Origin of the sequence: Pseudomonas sp. MIS38, from assembly GCF_019891575.1 — a bacterium.
Classification (GTDB): Bacteria; Pseudomonadota; Gammaproteobacteria; order Pseudomonadales; family Pseudomonadaceae; genus Aquipseudomonas; species Aquipseudomonas putida_A.
Window position 1 is genome coordinate 51,367 of the sequence record NZ_JAFLXF010000002.1, and the last position, 18,229, is coordinate 69,595.

15 protein-coding genes are annotated in these 18,229 nt (G+C 61.2%); 11 read left to right on the plus strand and 4 right to left on the minus strand.

From position 1 onward, the window contains the following. Window positions 1-73 precede the first annotated feature (73 nt). The 4 genes from speA to J1G18_RS03885 all read right to left on the minus strand — a co-directional run bounded on the left by speA (window position 74) and on the right by J1G18_RS03885 (window position 4,395). The gene (gene speA, locus J1G18_RS03870) at window positions 74-1,987 is read right to left on the minus strand and encodes an arginine decarboxylase (RefSeq protein WP_003221289.1); all 1,914 of its coding nucleotides are present in this window, start codon (window positions 1,985-1,987) and stop codon (window positions 74-76) included. Between the two features lie 219 nt (window positions 1,988-2,206). Continuing rightward, window positions 2,207-2,578, minus strand: a complete 372-nt coding sequence (locus J1G18_RS03875; RefSeq protein WP_007914613.1) for a translation initiation factor Sui1 — start codon at window positions 2,576-2,578, stop codon at window positions 2,207-2,209. 188 nt (window positions 2,579-2,766) lie between these two features. After that, window positions 2,767-3,324 carry an NUDIX hydrolase gene (locus tag J1G18_RS03880; RefSeq protein WP_223007122.1) on the minus strand — a complete coding sequence of 186 codons (558 nt, stop codon included), beginning with the start codon at window positions 3,322-3,324 and terminating at the stop codon, window positions 2,767-2,769. 3 nt (window positions 3,325-3,327) lie between these two features. Further along, window positions 3,328-4,395, minus strand: a complete 1,068-nt coding sequence (locus J1G18_RS03885; RefSeq protein WP_007963034.1) for a DUF2333 family protein — start codon at window positions 4,393-4,395, stop codon at window positions 3,328-3,330. Between the two features lie 426 nt (window positions 4,396-4,821). On the opposite strand from J1G18_RS03885, the gene gcbA reads away from it, so the two are divergent. The 11 genes from gcbA (at window position 4,822) to purD (ending at window position 18,179) form a co-directional block, all read left to right on the plus strand. Further along, the gene (gcbA, locus tag J1G18_RS03890; RefSeq protein ID WP_027613596.1) at window positions 4,822-6,492 is read left to right on the plus strand and encodes a diguanylate cyclase GcbA; all 1,671 of its coding nucleotides are present in this window, start codon (window positions 4,822-4,824) and stop codon (window positions 6,490-6,492) included. Window positions 6,493-7,446: 954 nt separating this feature from the next. Continuing rightward, complete coding sequence (locus J1G18_RS28320; protein ID WP_410477704.1) at window positions 7,447-8,490, plus strand: methyl-accepting chemotaxis protein; 1,044 nt, start codon at window positions 7,447-7,449, stop codon at window positions 8,488-8,490. Between the two features lie 252 nt (window positions 8,491-8,742). Beyond that, window positions 8,743-9,195, plus strand: a complete 453-nt coding sequence (aroQ, locus tag J1G18_RS03900) for a type II 3-dehydroquinate dehydratase (protein WP_007914604.1) — start codon at window positions 8,743-8,745, stop codon at window positions 9,193-9,195. Window positions 9,196-9,243: 48 nt separating this feature from the next. Then, window positions 9,244-9,705, plus strand: coding sequence for an acetyl-CoA carboxylase biotin carboxyl carrier protein (accB, locus tag J1G18_RS03905; protein WP_027613594.1), 462 nt, complete (start codon window positions 9,244-9,246; stop codon window positions 9,703-9,705). A gap of 17 nt (window positions 9,706-9,722) precedes the next feature. Continuing rightward, window positions 9,723-11,081, plus strand: coding sequence for an acetyl-CoA carboxylase biotin carboxylase subunit (accC, locus tag J1G18_RS03910; protein WP_027613593.1), 1,359 nt, complete (start codon window positions 9,723-9,725; stop codon window positions 11,079-11,081). 266 nt (window positions 11,082-11,347) lie between these two features. Continuing rightward, window positions 11,348-12,226, plus strand: a complete 879-nt coding sequence (gene prmA, locus J1G18_RS03915; protein ID WP_027613592.1) for a 50S ribosomal protein L11 methyltransferase — start codon at window positions 11,348-11,350, stop codon at window positions 12,224-12,226. 30 nt (window positions 12,227-12,256) lie between these two features. Further along, a complete protein-coding gene (locus J1G18_RS03920) occupies window positions 12,257-13,531 on the plus strand; it encodes a DUF3426 domain-containing protein (protein WP_223007124.1) in 1,275 nt (424 codons plus the stop codon). A 185-nt stretch (window positions 13,532-13,716) separates the two neighbouring features. Beyond that, window positions 13,717-14,727, plus strand: coding sequence for a tRNA dihydrouridine synthase DusB (dusB, locus tag J1G18_RS03925; protein ID WP_007961945.1), 1,011 nt, complete (start codon window positions 13,717-13,719; stop codon window positions 14,725-14,727). Next, window positions 14,724-15,044: a DNA-binding transcriptional regulator Fis gene (gene fis, locus J1G18_RS03930; protein ID WP_003221275.1), complete on the plus strand. Its 321-nt coding sequence runs from the start codon at window positions 14,724-14,726 to the stop codon at window positions 15,042-15,044. The genes dusB and fis overlap by 4 nt, the downstream gene beginning before the upstream one ends. Before the next feature lie 82 nt (window positions 15,045-15,126). Continuing rightward, window positions 15,127-16,734, plus strand: a complete 1,608-nt coding sequence (purH, locus tag J1G18_RS03935) for a bifunctional phosphoribosylaminoimidazolecarboxamide formyltransferase/IMP cyclohydrolase (RefSeq protein WP_134785341.1) — start codon at window positions 15,127-15,129, stop codon at window positions 16,732-16,734. A 149-nt stretch (window positions 16,735-16,883) separates the two neighbouring features. Next, on the plus strand, window positions 16,884-18,179 hold the full coding sequence (gene purD, locus J1G18_RS03940; protein ID WP_027613589.1) for a phosphoribosylamine--glycine ligase: 1,296 nt from the start codon (window positions 16,884-16,886) through the stop codon (window positions 18,177-18,179). Window positions 18,180-18,229 lie beyond the last annotated feature (50 nt).

Genomic DNA, 18,229 nt, shown 5'->3' on the forward strand with positions numbered 1-18,229 from the left:
TGTCCCACCGGGTCATCCGAATTTTCCACAGCTTGAGGGAAAATTTCAGACAACCCGGTGCAACAGACCTGACTCAGGAAGACAGGTAGGAGGAACGGGTCAGACCCAGACGCAAGGCATCGAGGAACTGCGTACGCTCGCTGGCACTGATGCGGGCACTGGCGCACTTGTCGCGGTAGTGGGTCATCAGTTCTTCCGGCGACAAGTGCACGTAACGCAACATGTCTTCGATGGTGTCGTGGGTCTCGATACCGGCGTGGTACACGCTGCCATCGGCGTTCTGGTAGATGTTCACCGAGTCGGTGTCACCGAACAGGTTGTGCATGTCGCCGAGGATTTCCTGATAGGCGCCGACCAGGAACACGCCCAGCAGATAGTCTTCACCTTCGTTCAGACCGTGCACCGGCAGGCTGGTCTCGATGCTCTGCTCGTCGACGTACTGGTTGATCTTGCCGTCGGAGTCGCAGGTCAGGTCTTGCAGCACGGCGCGACGCAGCGGCTCTTCGTCCAGACGATGCAGCGGGATGATCGGCAGTACCTGATCGATCGCCCAGGTGTCCGGCAGGCTCTGGAACACCGAGAAGTTGCAGATGTACTTGTCGGCCAGCTTGTCGTTGAGTTCGTCGAGCACCTGGCGGTGCGAACGCTGACGTGCCTTCAGCGAGTTGTGCAGGCGACGGCACACAGCGAAGTAGCACTGCTCGGCCAGGGCCTTTTCCGCCAGGGTCAGTTTGCCGTCGGCGTACTGCGAAGCCACGTCGCTCATGTAGTGCGTGGCGCGCCAGTAAGTCTCGGTGACCATCTCGATATCGGTCGGGCCGAGCAGGTCCACCAGCCACTGCACGGTTTCCGGCAGGTTTTCCTTGTTTTCGATCAGCGGGATTTCGTCGTTGTGTTTCTCTACGTCGGTCACCTGCACCACCAGCATCGCGTGGTGCGCGGTCAGCGAGCGGCCGCTTTCGGAGAAGATGTGCGGATGCGGCAGGCTCTGCGCGTCGCAGAACTCCTTGAGCATGCCGACCACGACACCGGCGTAGTCGTCCATGTCGTAGTTGATCGAACTGGCGTTGCGCGAGTGAGTACCGTCGTAGTCGACACCCAGACCGCCGCCGACGTCGATGTGATCGACCGGCAGACCAAGGTTGCGCAGTTCGCCGTAGTAACGGATCGCTTCCTTGAAACCGTGCTGGTAGTCAGCCAGGTTGGCGATCTGCGAACCCATGTGGAAGTGCAGCAGGCGAATGCCCTGATCGAGGCCGGCAGCGCGGAAGCGTTCGACCACCGACAGCAGTTGCGCCGCCGACAGACCGAATTTGGATTTCTCGCCACCGGTGTCCGCCCACTTCGAGGACGCCAGCGACGACAGGCGCACGCGCAGACCGACCTGTGGCTTGACCTTCAGCGAGGCGGCTTCTTCGATCACCAGGCCGACTTCGGATTCTTTCTCGATGACGATGAACACGTTGTGGCCGAGCTTCTGGCCCATCAGTGCCAGACGGATGAACTCGCGGTCCTTATAACCGTTGCAGACGATGGTGCCGCCCTTCGGCGCCAGCGCCAGCACCGCCAGCAGCTCAGGCTTGGAGCCGGCTTCCAGACCGATGGAAACGTTCTGGGTGGCGATGATGTTCTCGATCACCGCTTCTTGCTGGTTGACCTTGATCGGGTACAGCGCGGTGTACTTGCTCTGGTATTCCAGGCGCTCGATGTTCGAGTCGAAAGCACCGGTCAGTTGACGGACACGGTCTTGCAGGATGTCGGGGAAACGTACCAGCAACGGCAGGGACAAGCCGCTCTTGCGCAGTTGGTCGACTTGTTCGAACAGGTCGATAGGCGAGCTGCTCGGGCCGTTCGGACGAACTTCGACGCGACCGGCGTCATTGATCGCGAAATACCCGGCCCCCCAATGGCGAATCCCGTAAACACTGCGGCTGTCCGCAACTGTCCATTGGCTGCCATCGTCTTTACGTGTGCGTCGTACGGACATCGAAGTCCCCTATAAAGAAGTCATAGTGCGTCGCCTGATCGCAGGCCGGCGCAGTCTAAAGAATGAAAATGACGGTTCGTCAGCGCGGCGGTAGACCGCGCTGACCGCGTGTAGTTTAGAAACCGGTCATGAACAGGCTCTGTGAAAACCATGGAGACGACGCCGGATCTGAACTGCTTCAGTGCCGGATCAAGCCGCAGATGGATTTCACAGAGGCTGCTAGCCGCCGGACTTCTTCGCTTTGAAACCGTGTTTGATCAGCTCTGCCAAGAGTAGCTCGACATGATCGCCCTGGATTTCGATGATCCCGTCCTTCAACGCCCCACCGGTGCCGCAACGTTTCTTCAACGTTGTCGCCAACTCCTTGAGGGCGTCTTCGGCCAGTGGCACGCCGGTGATGGTGGTCACCGTCTTGCCGCCACGGCCCTTGCTCTCGCGACGCACGCGGGCAATGCCGTCCCCGGCCGGGATCACGGTTTGTTTGCAGATACAGGCGTCCACCGGCTTACTGCATTCCGGGCAATGACGACCTGCGTCGGTGGAAAATACCAGGCCACCAAGGGCGGCGAAGGATGCGGCTTTTTTGGCCACCGGCAATCCTCTTGGGAGGACAAAGACTGATCGCAACCTTGGGCAAGGTCATCGACCGCGAAGCCCCACTCAGGCAGGGGCAGCGCTACTGCACCGTGCGCTTGAACAAAAGCAGGTCGGTGCAGCTTGAAAAGGTCGCGCAGTGTAACGGCAAAAAGCGCAATTGCTAAGAGCCAATCGGCGCCAATTTATGTGTTCTTTGCGACGCCGCTTTGTTGAGCCTTCAGATAGCGCTTCAACGCGGCCAGAGAGTCCGGACAGTAAGGCTTTTGCTCGATTTCGCGCATCACCTGCTCGACCGGAATAAAGCGTGCTTCCAGCACTTCTTCAGGCTGCAGTTTCAGCGGGCCGTCCCACACCGCGGAAAATGCCGAACACCACAAACGGTTGCCGGTGTCTTCGAAGAAGAAATGATCGTGGGCGGTCAATTCCACCCCGCTCACACCCAACTCCTCTTCCAGCTCCCGGGCCGCCGATTCGGCGTAGGTTTCATCGGCCTGCACCATGCCGCCTGCCGCCACATCCCAGTAACCGGGATAGATCGCCTTGCTCAGGGTGCGCCGGTGTACGCAGAGCTCACCAGCGGAATTGAACAACATGATGTAGGTGCCGCGCCCGATCAGCCCGCGCTCACGAAGATCGGCCCGCACCAGGGCGCCGAGCAGGTTGTCCTGCTCGTCGACCCAGGCGATCTGTTCGGCATCGGAGGCAGCGCGGTGCTCCGCCTCTTTGGCGCTATCGACCATGACTCAGCCCTGATTGAGCAATTGACGCAGATCGATCACTGCAGCGTTGGCCCGGGAAATGTAGTTGGCCATGACCAGCGAGTGGTTGGCCAGCACGCCGAAGCCGCTGCCATTGAGGATCATCGGGCTCCAGACCGGCTCCTGCGATGCTTCCAGTTCACGGATGATCTGACGCACGCTGACCGTGGCGTTCTTTTTCGCCAGCACATCGGCAAAGTCCACTTCGATGGCGCGCAACAGGTGCGACAGCGCCCAGGCCTGACCACGCGCTTCATAGAACACATTGTCGATCTGCATCCACGGGGTTTCGACGACTTCCTCGTCAACCTGCGGTACTTCACCAACCGCCGGCACTTCGGTTTTCAGCGCGGTGTTGAGTTTCACCCGGCCGACACTGGCGGACAGGCGTTGCGACAGCGAACCCAGACGGGTGCCGACATCGCCCAGCCAGTTGTTGAGGTTGTCGGCGCGAGCGTAGAACAAGGCGTTTTTCTGCGTTGGATCAGACAGACGCGCCTGATAACGGCTCAGGGAGTTGATGCCTTCCTGATATTCCGATTCGCTCGACGGCAGGATCCAGCTCTTGTTGTCGAAGTTGAAACGCGGTTCGGCCTTGGCCAGATCGGCATCTTCGGCCGACTGCGACTGCGAACGGGCAAAGTCCTTACGCAGGGCACGAGTCAGGTCACGCACCTGCACCAGCACGCCGTATTCCCAGCTCGGTGTGTTGTCCATCCACAGGCCAGGCGGAAAACGGTCGTTGGAAATGTAGCCGCCAGGTTTGTTCAGCAACGTACCGGCAACGGTCTTGAGGGTTTCGACCGTGGTGTAGCCGACGACCATCTGCTTGCCTTCTTTCTCGGCAGCCGCCTGGGCGTTTTGTGCCACCGGAAACAGCGCCGGCTCCTGGCTCCAGTACCAGCCCAGGCCGATGGTCACCAGCAGATAAATGCCGATCAGCGTGGCCAGCGCGCGGCTGAACAACAGCCCGCCAACATAGCTGCGGGTGGCCGACTTCGGCTCAGCGGCACGTTCAGGCGCGCTGCCCGCGCGGTTCTTCCAGTCCAGCATGGCGATATCCTTTCAATCACTTGGGTTCAACGGTTCGACCACAACCATACAACAACGTGCCAAGGCCGGCACCCGCCATTGAAGAGAAGCAGAAAATCCACGGAACGCGCGACATCGCCCCGCGAACTCTCTAGGGGTTTCCCTGATGCACTATCACCAAAGACGCCCCGGAACAGGCCATGGCAGATCAGCGCCTGTCTACAGCGCAGCGTTATGCACACAGGCGTTTTGACCCGTCGATCAGCGCCATACTCCCGGTTTACGGGAGGCTCACCGACGAGCAGGTTCAATCCGATACCGCCCGGTCAGAAACTGAATTGTGCAGCACCGCAGATTATTGATGCACGACACTCATATAAGGGAAAAGAGGTGCTAGCATAGAGCCACCAGTCGATCTCAGCATGCGCCCTAACTAGTAGTCAGGATATGACCGAGCCAGAAGACCCCAGCCGTGAGCGCCTCAAGCACCACTTTGCCCAGCGGGTAATTCATCAGGCACGTCAGATTCTTGAGATATGGCAGCGCCTGCAACGCAGTGAGTGGTCCACCGCCGACCTCGCCGAACTGAGCGAGGCCAATCTGCGCCTGCTGCGTTTTGCCGAGCGCTTCGAGCAGCCCGAGCACACGCAACTCGCGCGTCATATCGGCCAGTCGCTGGAAGCGGTGGACGCCAATCGCGGACGCCTGAGCAGCGGCTTGATCACTGACCTCAATCGTTTGATGCAGCGTCTGTCGCGCACCGGTCTGCGGCATGGCGATCAACTCGACCAGACCTTCCTGCCGCCGTTGCGCAAACCGATCTACGTGATGTTGCAGGATCACGACCGCGCCGAGCGGCTGGCCAAGCAGTTGGAGTTTTTCGGCCTGACCGCGCAGGCGCTGGACAGTGTCGCGGCGTTTCGCTCCTCGATGGTCGAGCGCTTGCCCGCCGCGATCGTCATGGACGTGGACTTCAGCGGCGCAGGCGTCGGCCTGCAACTGGCTGCCGAAGCTCAGGTTGGCCTGGAAGAACCGCTGCCGCTGCTGTTTTTCAGCCTGCACGAAACCGACACCCCGACCCGCCTCGCCGCCGTGCGCGCCGGCGGCCAGGAATTCCTCACCGGCACCCTCGAAGCGTCGAGCCTGCTGGAGAAGATCGAAGTCCTGACCTGCGTCGCCCAGTATGAACCTTATAAAGTGCTGATCATCGACGACTCCCGCGCCCAGGCCTTGCACACCGAGCGCCTGCTCAACAGCGCCGGAATCGTCACACGCACCCTGATCGAACCGATCCAGGCGATGGCAGAACTGGCGGACTTCCAGCCGGATCTGATCATCCTCGACATGTACATGCCGGCCTGCACCGGCACCGAACTGGCCAAGGTCATTCGCCACAACGACCGCTACGTCAGCGTGCCGATCATTTATCTTTCGGCCGAGGACGATCTGGATAAACAGCTCGACGCCATGAGCGAGGGCGGCGACGATTTCCTGACCAAACCGATCAAGCCTCGGCATCTGATTACGACTGTGCGCAACCGCGCCGCCCGCGCGCGCAATCTCAAGGCACGCATGGTCCGCGACAGCCTCACCGGCCTGTACAACCACACGCACATCCTGCAATTGCTCGAAGACTGCTCGTTCCGCGCCCGTCGCGAGAACAAGCCGCTGAGCTTTGCCATGCTCGACATCGACCACTTCAAGCGAGTCAATGACAGTCACGGCCATCCGATGGGCGACCGAGTGATCAAGAGCCTGGCGCTGTTCCTCAAGCAACGCCTGCGCAAGACCGACTTCATCGGCCGGTACGGTGGCGAGGAATTCGCCATCGTCATGCCCGACACCGACATAGAAGCGGCGCACAAAGTGCTCGACGAGATCCGCCAGCGCTTCGCCGAAATCCACTACCCGGCGCAACCGCACGATTTGTGGTGCACCTTCAGCGCCGGCGTGGTGGAAATGCACGAGGATTCCGACAGCCTGATGATGGCCAGCCAGGCCGACGAAGCGCTGTACCGCGCCAAAGGTGCCGGACGCAATCGAGTGCAGACCGCACGCGACTCAAAGCAAAGTGCCACCTTTTCATCGGAATCCACTGATTCGGTCATAACCCTGTAACAGAACCGCAATAAATTCAGGCGCTTACCATTTCTGCCGTTGGTAGCCGTCATGCGCCTGAAGTTGCTCACCAATCTCAACACTCTGCTGTTGGTCGCCGTCTGCGTGGCGCTCGGCGCGACGCTGTGGTGGTCGCAAAAAGCCTTGGAGCGTCCGTATCTGTTGATGGAGCGCTACCTCGGCCTGTCGCAGCAATTTCAGAATGACGTGGCGCGCAATGTCGAGGACTACCTCGCCAGCGGCGACGCCCTGCGCCTGAGCAGCGCCAGCCAGGCCATCGACGGCCTGCAGAAGGAACTCGGCGAACTGCCGCCGGCACTGGCCGAGACCCTGCGCCCAAGCCTGTCGAGCCTCGAAGAATTCAGCAAAACCGACCTGCTCGCCGCCGGCAAACTGGCCGGTGATCCGCAGGCACTGCTGTTGCAGGCCGAACGCGAACTGAGCGCCAGCCTCGATCAGATCAGCACCTACGCCAATGGCAACGCGACGTACCTGACACCCCTGCTCACCGCCTCGCAGCATCTGGGTAAGCTGTCGCTGGCCCGCGACAAACTGGTCAGCAGCGGCCGCAGTGAACTCGCGGCCGACGTCGAGCGCGAAGTCGACAACATCCGCACCCAGGCTCAGGCCATCGACGCCCTGCCGCTGCTCGGCGTGGTCGCCAGGAACGAATCCGGCAGTGATGATTTCGCCGCGATGATGGGCATCGAAAGCACCGAAAAAGCCGCCGCCGAAGACGCCGGGGTCGGCCTCAAGCGCGAACTCAACAGCCTGCTCGGTCGCTACCCGGCGGAGCTGGCGCGTACCCGCGAGCAGATCCAGAAACGCACCGATCTGAGCACCGCGACCCATTTGAAGATCGCCGCCGTGCAGCAAGCCATCGCCGGACTCGAACCGGTGGTACGCGCCCAGCACGGGCAGATTCAGGGCGAAGTGCGCCTGATGCAGGGCGTGATGATCGGCCTGATTCTGCTGATCGCGCTGCTGATCGACACCTTGCAGCGGCGCCTGTCGCGCACTCTGACCAACCTCGCGCCGGCCCTGTCGACCTGGGCCGAAGGCGATTTCAGTCGCGACATTCAGTTGGGCAAAACCAACCGCGAACTGCATGACATCGAAGCGTCACTGAATCGCCTGCGCGCGTATCTGGTGGATCTGGTCGGGACGATTCGCGGCAATGCCGAACAGGTGGCCGGCAGCAGCCGTACGCTGGCCGAACTGAGCAACGACCTGCACAGCGGCGCCGAGCATCAGGCGGGCGACACCGCGCTGATCCGCGATTCGCTGGGTGAGTTGGAAGCGACGATTCAGCAAGTCGCTGGGGATGCACGACAGGCCGCCGATGCCAGTCGCCATGCGGGTCTTGCCGTCGAGCACGGACAAGCCGTGATCGGCCAGAGCCTCACCGGCCTGCATGCGCTGGTCGGCGAGGTGCAAGGCAACGCGCAGATGATCGAGCATCTTGCCGAAGAGTCGGCGACTATCGGCGGCGTACTGACGGTGATCCGCTCGATCGCCGACCAGACCAACCTGCTGGCGCTGAATGCGGCGATCGAAGCGGCGCGGGCCGGGGAAATGGGCCGTGGTTTTGCGGTGGTGGCCGAGGAAGTGCGCTCACTGGCGCAACGCACGGCGGGCGCCACGGCGGAGATTCAGACGCTGATCGCCGGCCTGCAAACTGCTGCCCGACAATCGGTCGAAGGCATGCGCGCGCAGGTCGAACACGCCGAAGCCACGGCCAGTCAGGCACAAGCGGCAGATGGCGCACTGGATAAAATCGTCGGCGCGATCCAGACCATTTCCGACACGGCGATCCGCATCGCCGATATCACCGCCCAGCAAAGCGGCGCGGTCAGCGAGATCCGTGATCATAGCGAGCGGATCCATCAATTGGGCGGGGATAACCTGCTGCGTATCGGCCGCGGGCGTGAGCAGGGTGAGAATCTGCTGGAGTTGGGTGGGCAATTGCATACCGCCGTTCAGGCATTCCGCGTCTGATAGGCCGCTATCGCGAGCAGGCTCACTCCTACAAGGGAACGCATTCCAACTGTAGGAGTGAGCCTGCTCGCGATAGCGTCATTCGCATCAGCGCAAATCTTGCGGAATGACCGAATCAAATCACTCAGTCATAAATTTCGCGCAAACATCGGTCATCGTGCTGGCTATTGCAGAGAACTGGACAGTCACAAAGCCTTTGCGGCATAGTCGCCGGGTTCTGACGACTGCTCATTCATAACAAGGAACACGCAGATGGCGACGCTACTGGTGCTGCACGGCCCCAACCTGAACCTGCTCGGCACCCGTGAACCCGGCACTTACGGTTCAACGACCCTGGCGCAGATCAATCAGGATCTGGAGCGCCGCGCCCGTGAAGCCGGCCATCATCTGCTGTATCTGCAAAGCAATGCCGAGTACGAATTGATCGACCGCATCCACGCCGCTCGCGGTGAAGGTGTCGATTTCATTCTGATCAATCCAGCAGCATTTACACACACAAGTGTCGCATTACGTGACGCGCTGCTGGGAGTGAGCATCCCATTCATCGAAGTGCATTTGTCCAACGTGCACAAGCGCGAACCTTTCCGCCATCACTCTTACTTCTCCGATGTAGCGGTGGGAGTGATCTGCGGCCTTGGCGCCAGCGGTTACCGACTGGCCCTGGAGGCCGCACTAGAACAGCTTGAAACACAGGCAACGACTTGAACCACAAGCGTTAAACGCCCCTGACCGACCCTTGGGAGTTGATGATTCATGGATATCCGTAAAGTTAAGAAACTGATCGAATTGCTGGAAGAGTCCGGCATCGACGAGCTCGAGATCAAGGAAGGCGAAGAGTCCGTACGCATCAGCCGTCACAGCAAGACCCCGGCTCAGCAGTACTACGCTCCGGCGCCGATGCAGGCTCCGGCCGCTGCGCCTGCCGCCGCTGCTCCAGTAGCTGCTGCCGCTCCGGCTGCCGCTGCTGCTCCAGCACTGAACGGCACCGTGGCCCGCTCGCCAATGGTAGGCACCTTCTACCGTAAATCTTCGCCAACCTCGCCAGCCTTCGTTGAAGTCGGCCAGACCGTGAAGAAAGGCGACACCCTGTGCATCGTCGAAGCCATGAAGATGATGAACCACATCGAAGCTGAAACCAGCGGTGTGATCGAATCCATCCTCGTCGAAGACGGCCAGCCGGTTGAGTACGACCAACCGCTGTTCACCATCGTTTGAACTGCGGAGAGCCTTTGATGACTGCGAAGTTGGAAAAAGTTCTGATCGCTAACCGCGGTGAGATCGCCCTGCGGATTCTGCGTGCCTGCAAAGAGATGGGCATCAAGACCGTCGCCGTTTACTCCAAGGCCGACAAAGAGCTGATGCACCTGGGTCTGGCAGACGAGTCCGTCTGCATCGGCCCGGCTTCTGCCGCTCAGTCCTACCTGCACATCCCGGCCATCATCGCTGCCGCTGAAGTGACTGGCGCTACCGCCATTCACCCAGGCTACGGTTTCCTCGCGGAAAACGCCGATTTTGCCGAGCAGGTCGAGAATTCCGGCTTCGCCTTCATCGGCCCGAAAGCCGAAACCATTCGCCTGATGGGCGACAAGGTATCGGCCAAGCACGCGATGATCGAAGCAGGCGTGCCTACCGTTCCAGGTTCCGACGGCCCGCTGCCGGAAGACGAAGAAACGGCGCTGCGCATCGGTCGTGAAGTCGGCTACCCGGTGATCATCAAAGCCGCTGGCGGCGGCGGTGGTCGCGGCATGCGCGTGGTGCACAAGGAAGAAGACCTGATCGCCTCGGCGAAACTGACCCGCTCCGAAGCTGGCGCGGCGTTCGGCAACCCGATGGTCTATCTGGAAAAATTCCTGACCAACCCGCGTCACGTCGAAGTTCAGGTACTGTCCGACGGCCAGGGTCACGCCATCCATCTGGGCGACCGCGATTGCTCGCTGCAACGCCGTCACCAGAAGGTGCTTGAAGAAGCACCGGCACCCGGCATCGACGAGCAGGCACGTCAGGAAGTTCTGGCTCGCTGCGTCAAGGCGTGCATCGACATCGGCTACCGTGGCGCCGGCACATTCGAGTTCCTGTACGAGAACGGTCGTTTCTACTTCATCGAAATGAACACCCGTGTTCAGGTGGAGCACCCGGTTTCGGAAATGGTCACCGGTATCGACATCGTCAAGGAGATGCTCAGCATCGCCGCTGGCAACAAGCTGTCGTTCACGCAGGATGACGTGGTGATCCGCGGTCACTCGCTGGAGTGCCGGATCAACGCTGAAGACCCGAAAACCTTCATGCCGAGCCCGGGCACGGTCAAGCATTTCCACGCCCCAGGCGGCAACGGCGTTCGCGTCGATTCGCACCTGTACAGCGGTTATGCAGTTCCGCCGAACTACGACTCGCTGATCGGCAAGCTGATCACTTACGGCGCCACCCGCGACGAAGCCATGGCGCGCATGCGTAATGCCCTGGACGAGATCGTGGTTGACGGGATCAAGACCAACATCCCGCTGCACCGTGAACTGACCCGCGACGAAGGCTTCTGCAAAGGGGGCGTGAACATTCACTACCTCGAGCACAAGCTGGCTGGCGAGAAGCACTAAGCTTCAAGTCCGCACAGACAAGGCCGCCTTCGGGCGGCTTTGTTGTTTCTACAGATTACATAAACCCCTGTAGGAGTGAGCCTGCTCGCGATGAGGCCGGCACATCCAGCATATGTGTCGACAGCACCATCGCCATCGCGAGCAGGCTCACTCCTACAAGGGAATGGCGTTTCAAGTCTCTCCCACAAACCGCCTGCGCTCGCGTAAACTTGCGCGCTTCTCGCTGGCCGCTAGGCTGCAATCATATTTTTTCAAAGGTGCCCGCCATGCCTTGGCTGCAAGTACGTCTCGCCATCAGCCCGGAACAAGCCGAAACCTACGAAGACGCTTTCCTTGAAGTCGGCGCCGTTTCGGTGACCTTCATGGACGCCGAAGATCAGCCGATCTTCGAGCCGGAACTCAACACCACCCCACTGTGGGCGCACACGCACCTGCTGGCCCTGTTCGAGGGCGGCACCGAGCCTGCGCCGGTGCTCGCGCATCTGGAACTGCTGACCGGCAGTCCGCTGCCCGAGCATCACAGCGAAGTCATCGAAGACCAGGACTGGGAACGCAGCTGGATGGACGGCTTCCAGCCAATGCGTTTCGGTCAGCGCCTGTGGATCGTGCCGAGCTGGCACGCCGCGCCCGAGCCTGACGCGGTCAATCTGTTGCTGGATCCGGGCCTGGCGTTCGGCACCGGCACCCACCCGACCACCGCCCTGTGCCTGGAATGGCTCGACGGTCAGGACCTGAAAGACTGCAACGTCCTGGACTTCGGCTGCGGCTCGGGAATTCTGGCGATCGCCGCCCTGCTGCTCGGCGCGAAAGAAGCCGTCGGCACCGACATCGACGTGCAGGCGCTGGAAGCCTCGCGCGACAACGCCGGGCGCAACAATATTGCCGACGAGCTGTTCCCGCTGTACCTGCCGGAAGATCTGCCGCAGGTCAAAGCCGACGTGCTGGTGGCCAACATTCTGGCCGGCCCGCTGGTTTCCCTGGCGCCGCAGCTGTCCGGCCTGGTGAAAACCGGCGGTCGTCTGGCACTGTCAGGCATCCTCGCCGAACAAGGTGAAGAAGTCGCTGCCGCCTATGCGCAGGACTTTGATCTGGACCCGATCGCCAATCGCGATGGCTGGGTGCGTATCACCGGCCGTCGGCGCTAGAATGGCCGCCTGCATAAACCGGATCGCCGCATGACCGACAGCTTCGTCACCCAGTGCCCGCATTGCCAAACCAGCTTCCGCGTCAGCCATGCTCAATTGAGCGTGGCCCGCGGGGTGGTTCGCTGTGGCTCCTGCCTGCAAGTGTTCAACGCCGCCAAACAGCTGCTGGAACAACACGCCGGCAAGGAAGCGGTCACTCCGGTGGCGCCGTCCATTGTCCAGCCAGCACCGTCTCAGGCGGTGGTCAGCGAGCCGCCGCCAGTGGTCGAAGCACCCGTCAATGACGAACCGCCCGCGCCGCGCGCCATCAGCCAAAAGCAATGGAGCGCCAGCGAGCTGGACCTGGACAGCCTCGATCTGGACGAAGAACTCGCCCGCCTCGAACAACGGGAAATCCAGCCGACCACCGAATTCGGTCGTCAGCGCGAAGAGTCCCTGAGCGCCCGGCGCGACAGTCCTGAAGCCGATGAAACGGAGTGGCGCGACAGCCTGTTCAGCGCACGCGACGATGAACGTCTGCCCGAGCCCGAAGATGACGTCGAGCCAGATGCCGTCGAACCGGAACCGCTAAACACCGCGCGCACCGAGCCTTCCCTGTCGCTGGAGCCGGTGGATCTGGACGGTGAACCGCCGATCCCGCAACTGCGCCTGCACGATCCGATCGATCCGAATGCCCGTCGTGAACGCCTGTCGGCCAACGTCGAGCCGGACGATGACGACTTGCCATCGGTCGAACCGCTGCGCAAAAAACGTCAACGCGCCGAAGTGTTGCAGGACCTGACCGACGACCCGCTGCAACTGGACTGGCAGAAACGCCGTTCACCCTGGGGCCGGCGTCTGCTCTGGGCTTTGCTGGTGCTGCTCGCCGCCGCCGGTCTGGCCGGCCAGTACATCGCCTATCATTTCGATGAACTGGCGCGGCAGGATCAGTACCGCCCATGGTTTCAGCAGTTCTGCCCGCAGATCGGCTGCACGGTGCCGTCCAAGGTCGACATCGGCAAAATCAAAAGCAGCAATCTGGTGGTGCGCAGCCATCCGGAATTCAGCGGGGCGCTGGTGGTGGATGCGATCATCTACAACCGGGCGACGTTCTCCCAGCCATTTCCGTTGCTGGAGCTACGCTTCGCTGACCTCAACGGTCATCTGATCGCCAGTCGTCGCTTCAAACCCGGCGAATACCTCAACGGCGACCTTGAGGGCATGGCGGAAATGCCGCCGCAGACGCCGATCCACATCGCGCTGGATATCCTTGATCCAGGCCCCAAAGCGGTGAATTACAGCCTGAGTTTCCACTCGCCCGAGTGAATCGCTTCATCGCTTCAGGTTTGACGGCAGTTTTCTGACTTCGCCCGCGCTTACCAAACCGCTGGTAATAACAGAATAACTGTTCAGATTTTGTTCAATTCAGCCTTTATCCAGTCATCGAGAGCGGGTATCATGCCAACCCTTTTTCGAACTCTCATGATCCGGCCCCACTTCAGGGAAGTCCTATGTCGGCGGTACGCATCGGCCCATATACATTGCAGAACGGTTTGATTCTCGCCCCGATGGCGGGCGTCACCGACCAGCCCTTTCGTCAGCTGTGCAAGCGTTTGGGCGCAGGGCTTGTAGTCTCGGAAATGGTCACCAGTGACATGAGCTTGTGGAACACCCGCAAGTCGCGCATGCGCATGATCCACGAAGGCGATCCCGAGCCACGCTCGGTGCAGATTGCCGGTGGCGATGCGCAGATGCTGGCGGACGCGGCACGAGCCAACGTCGAACTGGGCGCACAGATTATTGATATCAACATGGGTTGCCCGGCAAAGAAGGTCTGCAACAAGGCCGCCGGCTCCGCGTTATTGAAAGACGAAGCACTGGTGACCGAGATCCTGCAGGCCGTCGTCGCTGCAGTGGATGTGCCGGTGACCCTGAAGATCCGCACCGGATGGGATCGCGACAACAAGAACGGCCTGACTGTGGCGAAGATCGCCGAGCAGGCCGGGATCACCGCGCTGGCCGTGCATGGCCGCACGCGCGCCGATCTGTACACCGGCGAAGCCGAGTACGACACGATTGCCGCGATCAAGCAGGCGGTGTCGATCCCGGTGTTTGCCAATGGCGATATCGATTCGCCGGAAAAGGCCCGTTACGTGCTTGACGCGACCGGTGCCGATGGCCTGCTGATAGGCCGGGCTGCCCAGGGGCGGCCATGGATTTTTCGCGAGATCGAACACTTCCTGCGTACCGGCGAGAAATTGCCGGCGCCGGAGCTGAGCGAAGTGGAACGCATCCTGCTGGAGCATCTGGCCGCACTTCACGCCTTCTATGGGGATGTGATGGGCGTCCGTATTGCCCGCAAGCATGTGGGCTGGTATCTCGCAACCTTGCCGGGCGCCAGGGAGTTTCGCGCCCACTTCAATCGTTTGGATGGTACGGAAACACAATGCGCCAACGTTCGGGAGTTCTTCGCCGAGCGTTACAAGAGCCTGACAGGGGACGAAGAAGGGGTGGCCGCATGACGATGATGACCGAGACTTTAGTGAGTGGAACAGCACCCGTGAGCGACAACGTGAATTTGAAACAGCACCTCAATACCCCGAGCGAAGAAGGTCAGACCCTTCGCGGGAGTGTCGAGAAGGCGCTGCACAATTATTTCGCCCACCTTGAGGGCGCGTCCGTCACGGATGTGTACAACCTGGTGCTCTCCGAAGTCGAGGCTCCCCTGCTCGAAAGCGTGATGAACTACGTCAAGGGCAACCAGACCAAGGCCAGCGAGCTGCTCGGACTCAACCGCGGCACGCTGCGCAAGAAACTCAAGCAGTACGATCTGCTGTAAGCATTCAATCAAACCAGAAAGGCGCCCGCGTAAAACCGGTCGCCTTTTTTGCTGACTTCCTTTGCTTTTGATGGAAATTGAGATGACCGACCAGACTACCCGCCTGCCGATCCGCCGCGCCTTGATCAGCGTTTCCGACAAGACCGGGATCCTCGAATTCGCCAAGGAGCTTGAAGCCCTCGGCGTCGAGATCCTCTCCACCGGCGGAACGTTCAAGCTGCTGCGCGACAACGGTGTTGCCGCAGTGGAAGTCGCGGATTACACCGGTTTCGCGGAGATGATGGACGGTCGGGTGAAAACCCTGCACCCGAAAATCCACGGCGGAATCCTCGGTCGTCGCGGTATCGACGACGCGATCATGAACGAGCACGGCATCAAGCCGATCGACTTGGTTGCAGTCAACCTGTACCCGTTCGAAGCCACCATCAACAAGCCAGGCTGTGACCTGCCGACCGCTATCGAGAACATCGACATCGGCGGCCCGACCATGGTTCGTTCGGCAGCGAAAAACCATAAAGACGTGGCGATCGTGGTGAATGCCAGCGATTACGCCAACGTTCTGCAAAACCTCAAGGCCGGCGGCCTGACCTACGCTCAGCGTTTCGACCTGATGCTCAAGGCGTTCGAACACACCGCCGCCTACGACGGCATGATCGCCAACTACATGGGCACCGTGAATCAGGCTGCCGACGTACTGAGCACCGAAGGTCGCAGCGAATTCCCGCGCACCTTCAACAGCCAGTTCATCAAGGCCCAGGAAATGCGCTACGGCGAGAACCCGCACCAGAGCGCGGCGTTCTACGTGGAAGCCAAGCCTGCCGAAGTCGGTATCGCCACCGCGACCCAACTGCAAGGCAAAGAGCTGTCGTACAACAACGTGGCCGACACCGACGCCGCGCTGGAATGCGTGAAGAGCTTCGTCAAGCCGGCCTGCGTGATCGTCAAGCACGCCAACCCGTGCGGCGTGGCGGTGAGCCCGGATGCAGAAGGCGGTATCCGTCAGGCCTACGAACTGGCCTACGCCACCGACACCGAGTCGGCCTTCGGCGGCATCATCGCCTTCAACCGTGAACTGGATGCCGAGACTGCCAAGGCGATCGTCGAGCGTCAGTTCGTGGAAGTGATCATCGCGCCAAGCGTCAGCGCAGAAGCTCGCGCCATCGTCGCCGCCAAAGCCAACGTGCGCCTGCTGGCCTGTGGCGAGTGGTCGGCGGATCGCGTTCCGGCCTGGGACTACAAGCGCGTCAACGGTGGCCTGCTGGTGCAGAGCCGCGACATCGGCATGATCGGCGCCGACGACCTGAAAGTGGTGACCAAGCGCGCACCGACCGAACAGGAAATCCACGACCTGATCTTCGCCTGGAAAGTCGCCAAGTACGTCAAGTCCAACGCCATCGTCTACGCCAAGAACCGTCAGACCATCGGTGTCGGCGCCGGCCAGATGAGCCGCGTAAACTCCGCGCGTATCGCCGCGATCAAGGCTGAGCACGCCGGTCTGCAAGTGGCCGGTTCGGTGATGGCCTCGGACGCGTTCTTCCCGTTCCGCGACGGTCTGGACAACGCGGCCAAGGTTGGCATCACTGCAGTGATCCAGCCAGGCGGCTCGATGCGTGATGCTGAAGTGATCGCTGCCGCTGACGAAGCCGGTATCGCCATGGTGTTCACCGGCATGCGCCACTTCCGTCACTGATACAACTCGATCCAAATGTGGGAGCGGGCTTGCTCGCGAATGCAATCTGTCAGCAACAGCCGTTTTGCCTGACACACCGCTTTCGCGAGCAAGCCCGCTCCCACATAAAGCGCTCCAGCAGCGCCTGACAGATTTTTGAGGTTTTTGAAATGAATGTTTTGATCATTGGCAGCGGTGGCCGTGAACACGCCCTGGCCTGGAAAGTGGCTCAGGATCCGCGCGTGCAGAAGGTTTTCGTCGCGCCGGGCAACGCCGGTACCGCGATTGAAGCCAAGTGCGAGAACGTCGCCATCGACGTGCTGGCCCTTGAGCAACTGGCCGACTTCGCCGAGAAAAACGTTTCCCTGACCATCGTCGGCCCGGAAGTGCCGCTGGTGGCAGGCGTGGTCGATCTGTTCCGCTCCCGTGGCCTGGACTGCTTCGGCCCGACCGCCGGCGCTGCACAGCTGGAAGGCTCGAAAGCCTTCACCAAGGATTTCCTCGCGCGCCACAAGATCCCGACCGCCGACTACCAGAACTTCACCGAGATCGAGCCGGCCCTGGCTTACCTGCGTGAAAAAGGCGCACCGATCGTGATCAAGGCCGATGGCCTGGCCGCCGGTAAAGGCGTGATCGTTGCCATGACCCTGGCCGAAGCCGAAGACGCCGTGCGCGACATGCTCGCCGGCAACGCCTTCGGCGACGCCGGTTCGCGCGTGGTGATCGAAGAATTCCTCGACGGCGAAGAAGCCTCGTTCATCGTCATGGTCGACGGCAAGAACGTCCTGCCGATGGCCACCAGTCAGGACCACAAACGTGTTGGCGACGGCGACAGCGGCCCGAACACCGGCGGCATGGGTGCCTACTCCCCTGCCCCGGTGGTCACCGCCGACGTGCACCAGCGCGTGATGGATCAGGTGATCTGGCCGACCGTGCGCGGCATGGCCGAAGAAGGCAACGTCTACACCGGTTTCCTGTACGCCGGTCTGATGATCGACAAGGCCGGCAACCCGAAAGTCATCGAATTCAACTGCCGCTTCGGTGACCCGGAAACCCAACCGGTGATGCTGCGTCTGCAGTCGAGCCTGGTGCTGCTGGTCGAAGCCGCTCTGGCGCAAGCGCTGGACAAGGTTGAAGCACAGTGGGATCCACGTCCGAGCGTCGGCATCGTGCTGGCCGCCGGCGGCTATCCGGGCGACTACGCCAAGGGCGCGGTGATCAACGGTCTGGACACAGCCGCAGGCCTGGAAGGCAAAGTCTTCCACGCCGGTACGGCGCTGAAGGATGGCAACGTGGTGACGGCCGGTGGTCGCGTACTCTGCGCCACCGCCATGGGCGCCAGTGTCAGCGAAGCGCAGCAGCAAGCCTACAAGCTGGCCGCTGCCATCGACTGGGAAGGCTGCTTCTACCGCAAGGACATTGGCTACCGCGCCATTGCCCGTGAACGTGGCGAAACCCAGGAATAAGCTGTCCTTCACGTCCGGCGCGGGATGCAGTCCCTCGCCGGGCTGTTCCG

What these genes read in the sequence shown, in the direction of transcription:
- speA (WP_003221289.1), bottom strand. Translation starts at nt 1,987, where the DNA reads ATGTCCGTACGACGCACACGTAAAGACGATGGCAGCCAATGGACAGTT.
- J1G18_RS03880 (WP_223007122.1), bottom strand. Translation starts at nt 3,324, where the DNA reads ATGGTCGATAGCGCCAAAGAGGCGGAGCACCGCGCTGCCTCCGATGCC.
- J1G18_RS03885 (WP_007963034.1), bottom strand. Translation starts at nt 4,395, where the DNA reads ATGCTGGACTGGAAGAACCGCGCGGGCAGCGCGCCTGAACGTGCCGCT.
- gcbA (WP_027613596.1), top strand. Translation starts at nt 4,822, where the DNA reads ATGACCGAGCCAGAAGACCCCAGCCGTGAGCGCCTCAAGCACCACTTT.
- J1G18_RS28320 (WP_410477704.1), top strand. Translation starts at nt 7,447, where the DNA reads ATGATCGGCCTGATTCTGCTGATCGCGCTGCTGATCGACACCTTGCAG.
- aroQ (WP_007914604.1), top strand. Translation starts at nt 8,743, where the DNA reads ATGGCGACGCTACTGGTGCTGCACGGCCCCAACCTGAACCTGCTCGGC.
- accB (WP_027613594.1), top strand. Translation starts at nt 9,244, where the DNA reads ATGGATATCCGTAAAGTTAAGAAACTGATCGAATTGCTGGAAGAGTCC.
- accC (WP_027613593.1), top strand. Translation starts at nt 9,723, where the DNA reads ATGACTGCGAAGTTGGAAAAAGTTCTGATCGCTAACCGCGGTGAGATC.
- prmA (WP_027613592.1), top strand. Translation starts at nt 11,348, where the DNA reads ATGCCTTGGCTGCAAGTACGTCTCGCCATCAGCCCGGAACAAGCCGAA.
- J1G18_RS03920 (WP_223007124.1), top strand. Translation starts at nt 12,257, where the DNA reads ATGACCGACAGCTTCGTCACCCAGTGCCCGCATTGCCAAACCAGCTTC.
- dusB (WP_007961945.1), top strand. Translation starts at nt 13,717, where the DNA reads ATGTCGGCGGTACGCATCGGCCCATATACATTGCAGAACGGTTTGATT.
- fis (WP_003221275.1), top strand. Translation starts at nt 14,724, where the DNA reads ATGACGATGATGACCGAGACTTTAGTGAGTGGAACAGCACCCGTGAGC.
- purH (WP_134785341.1), top strand. Translation starts at nt 15,127, where the DNA reads ATGACCGACCAGACTACCCGCCTGCCGATCCGCCGCGCCTTGATCAGC.
- purD (WP_027613589.1), top strand. Translation starts at nt 16,884, where the DNA reads ATGAATGTTTTGATCATTGGCAGCGGTGGCCGTGAACACGCCCTGGCC.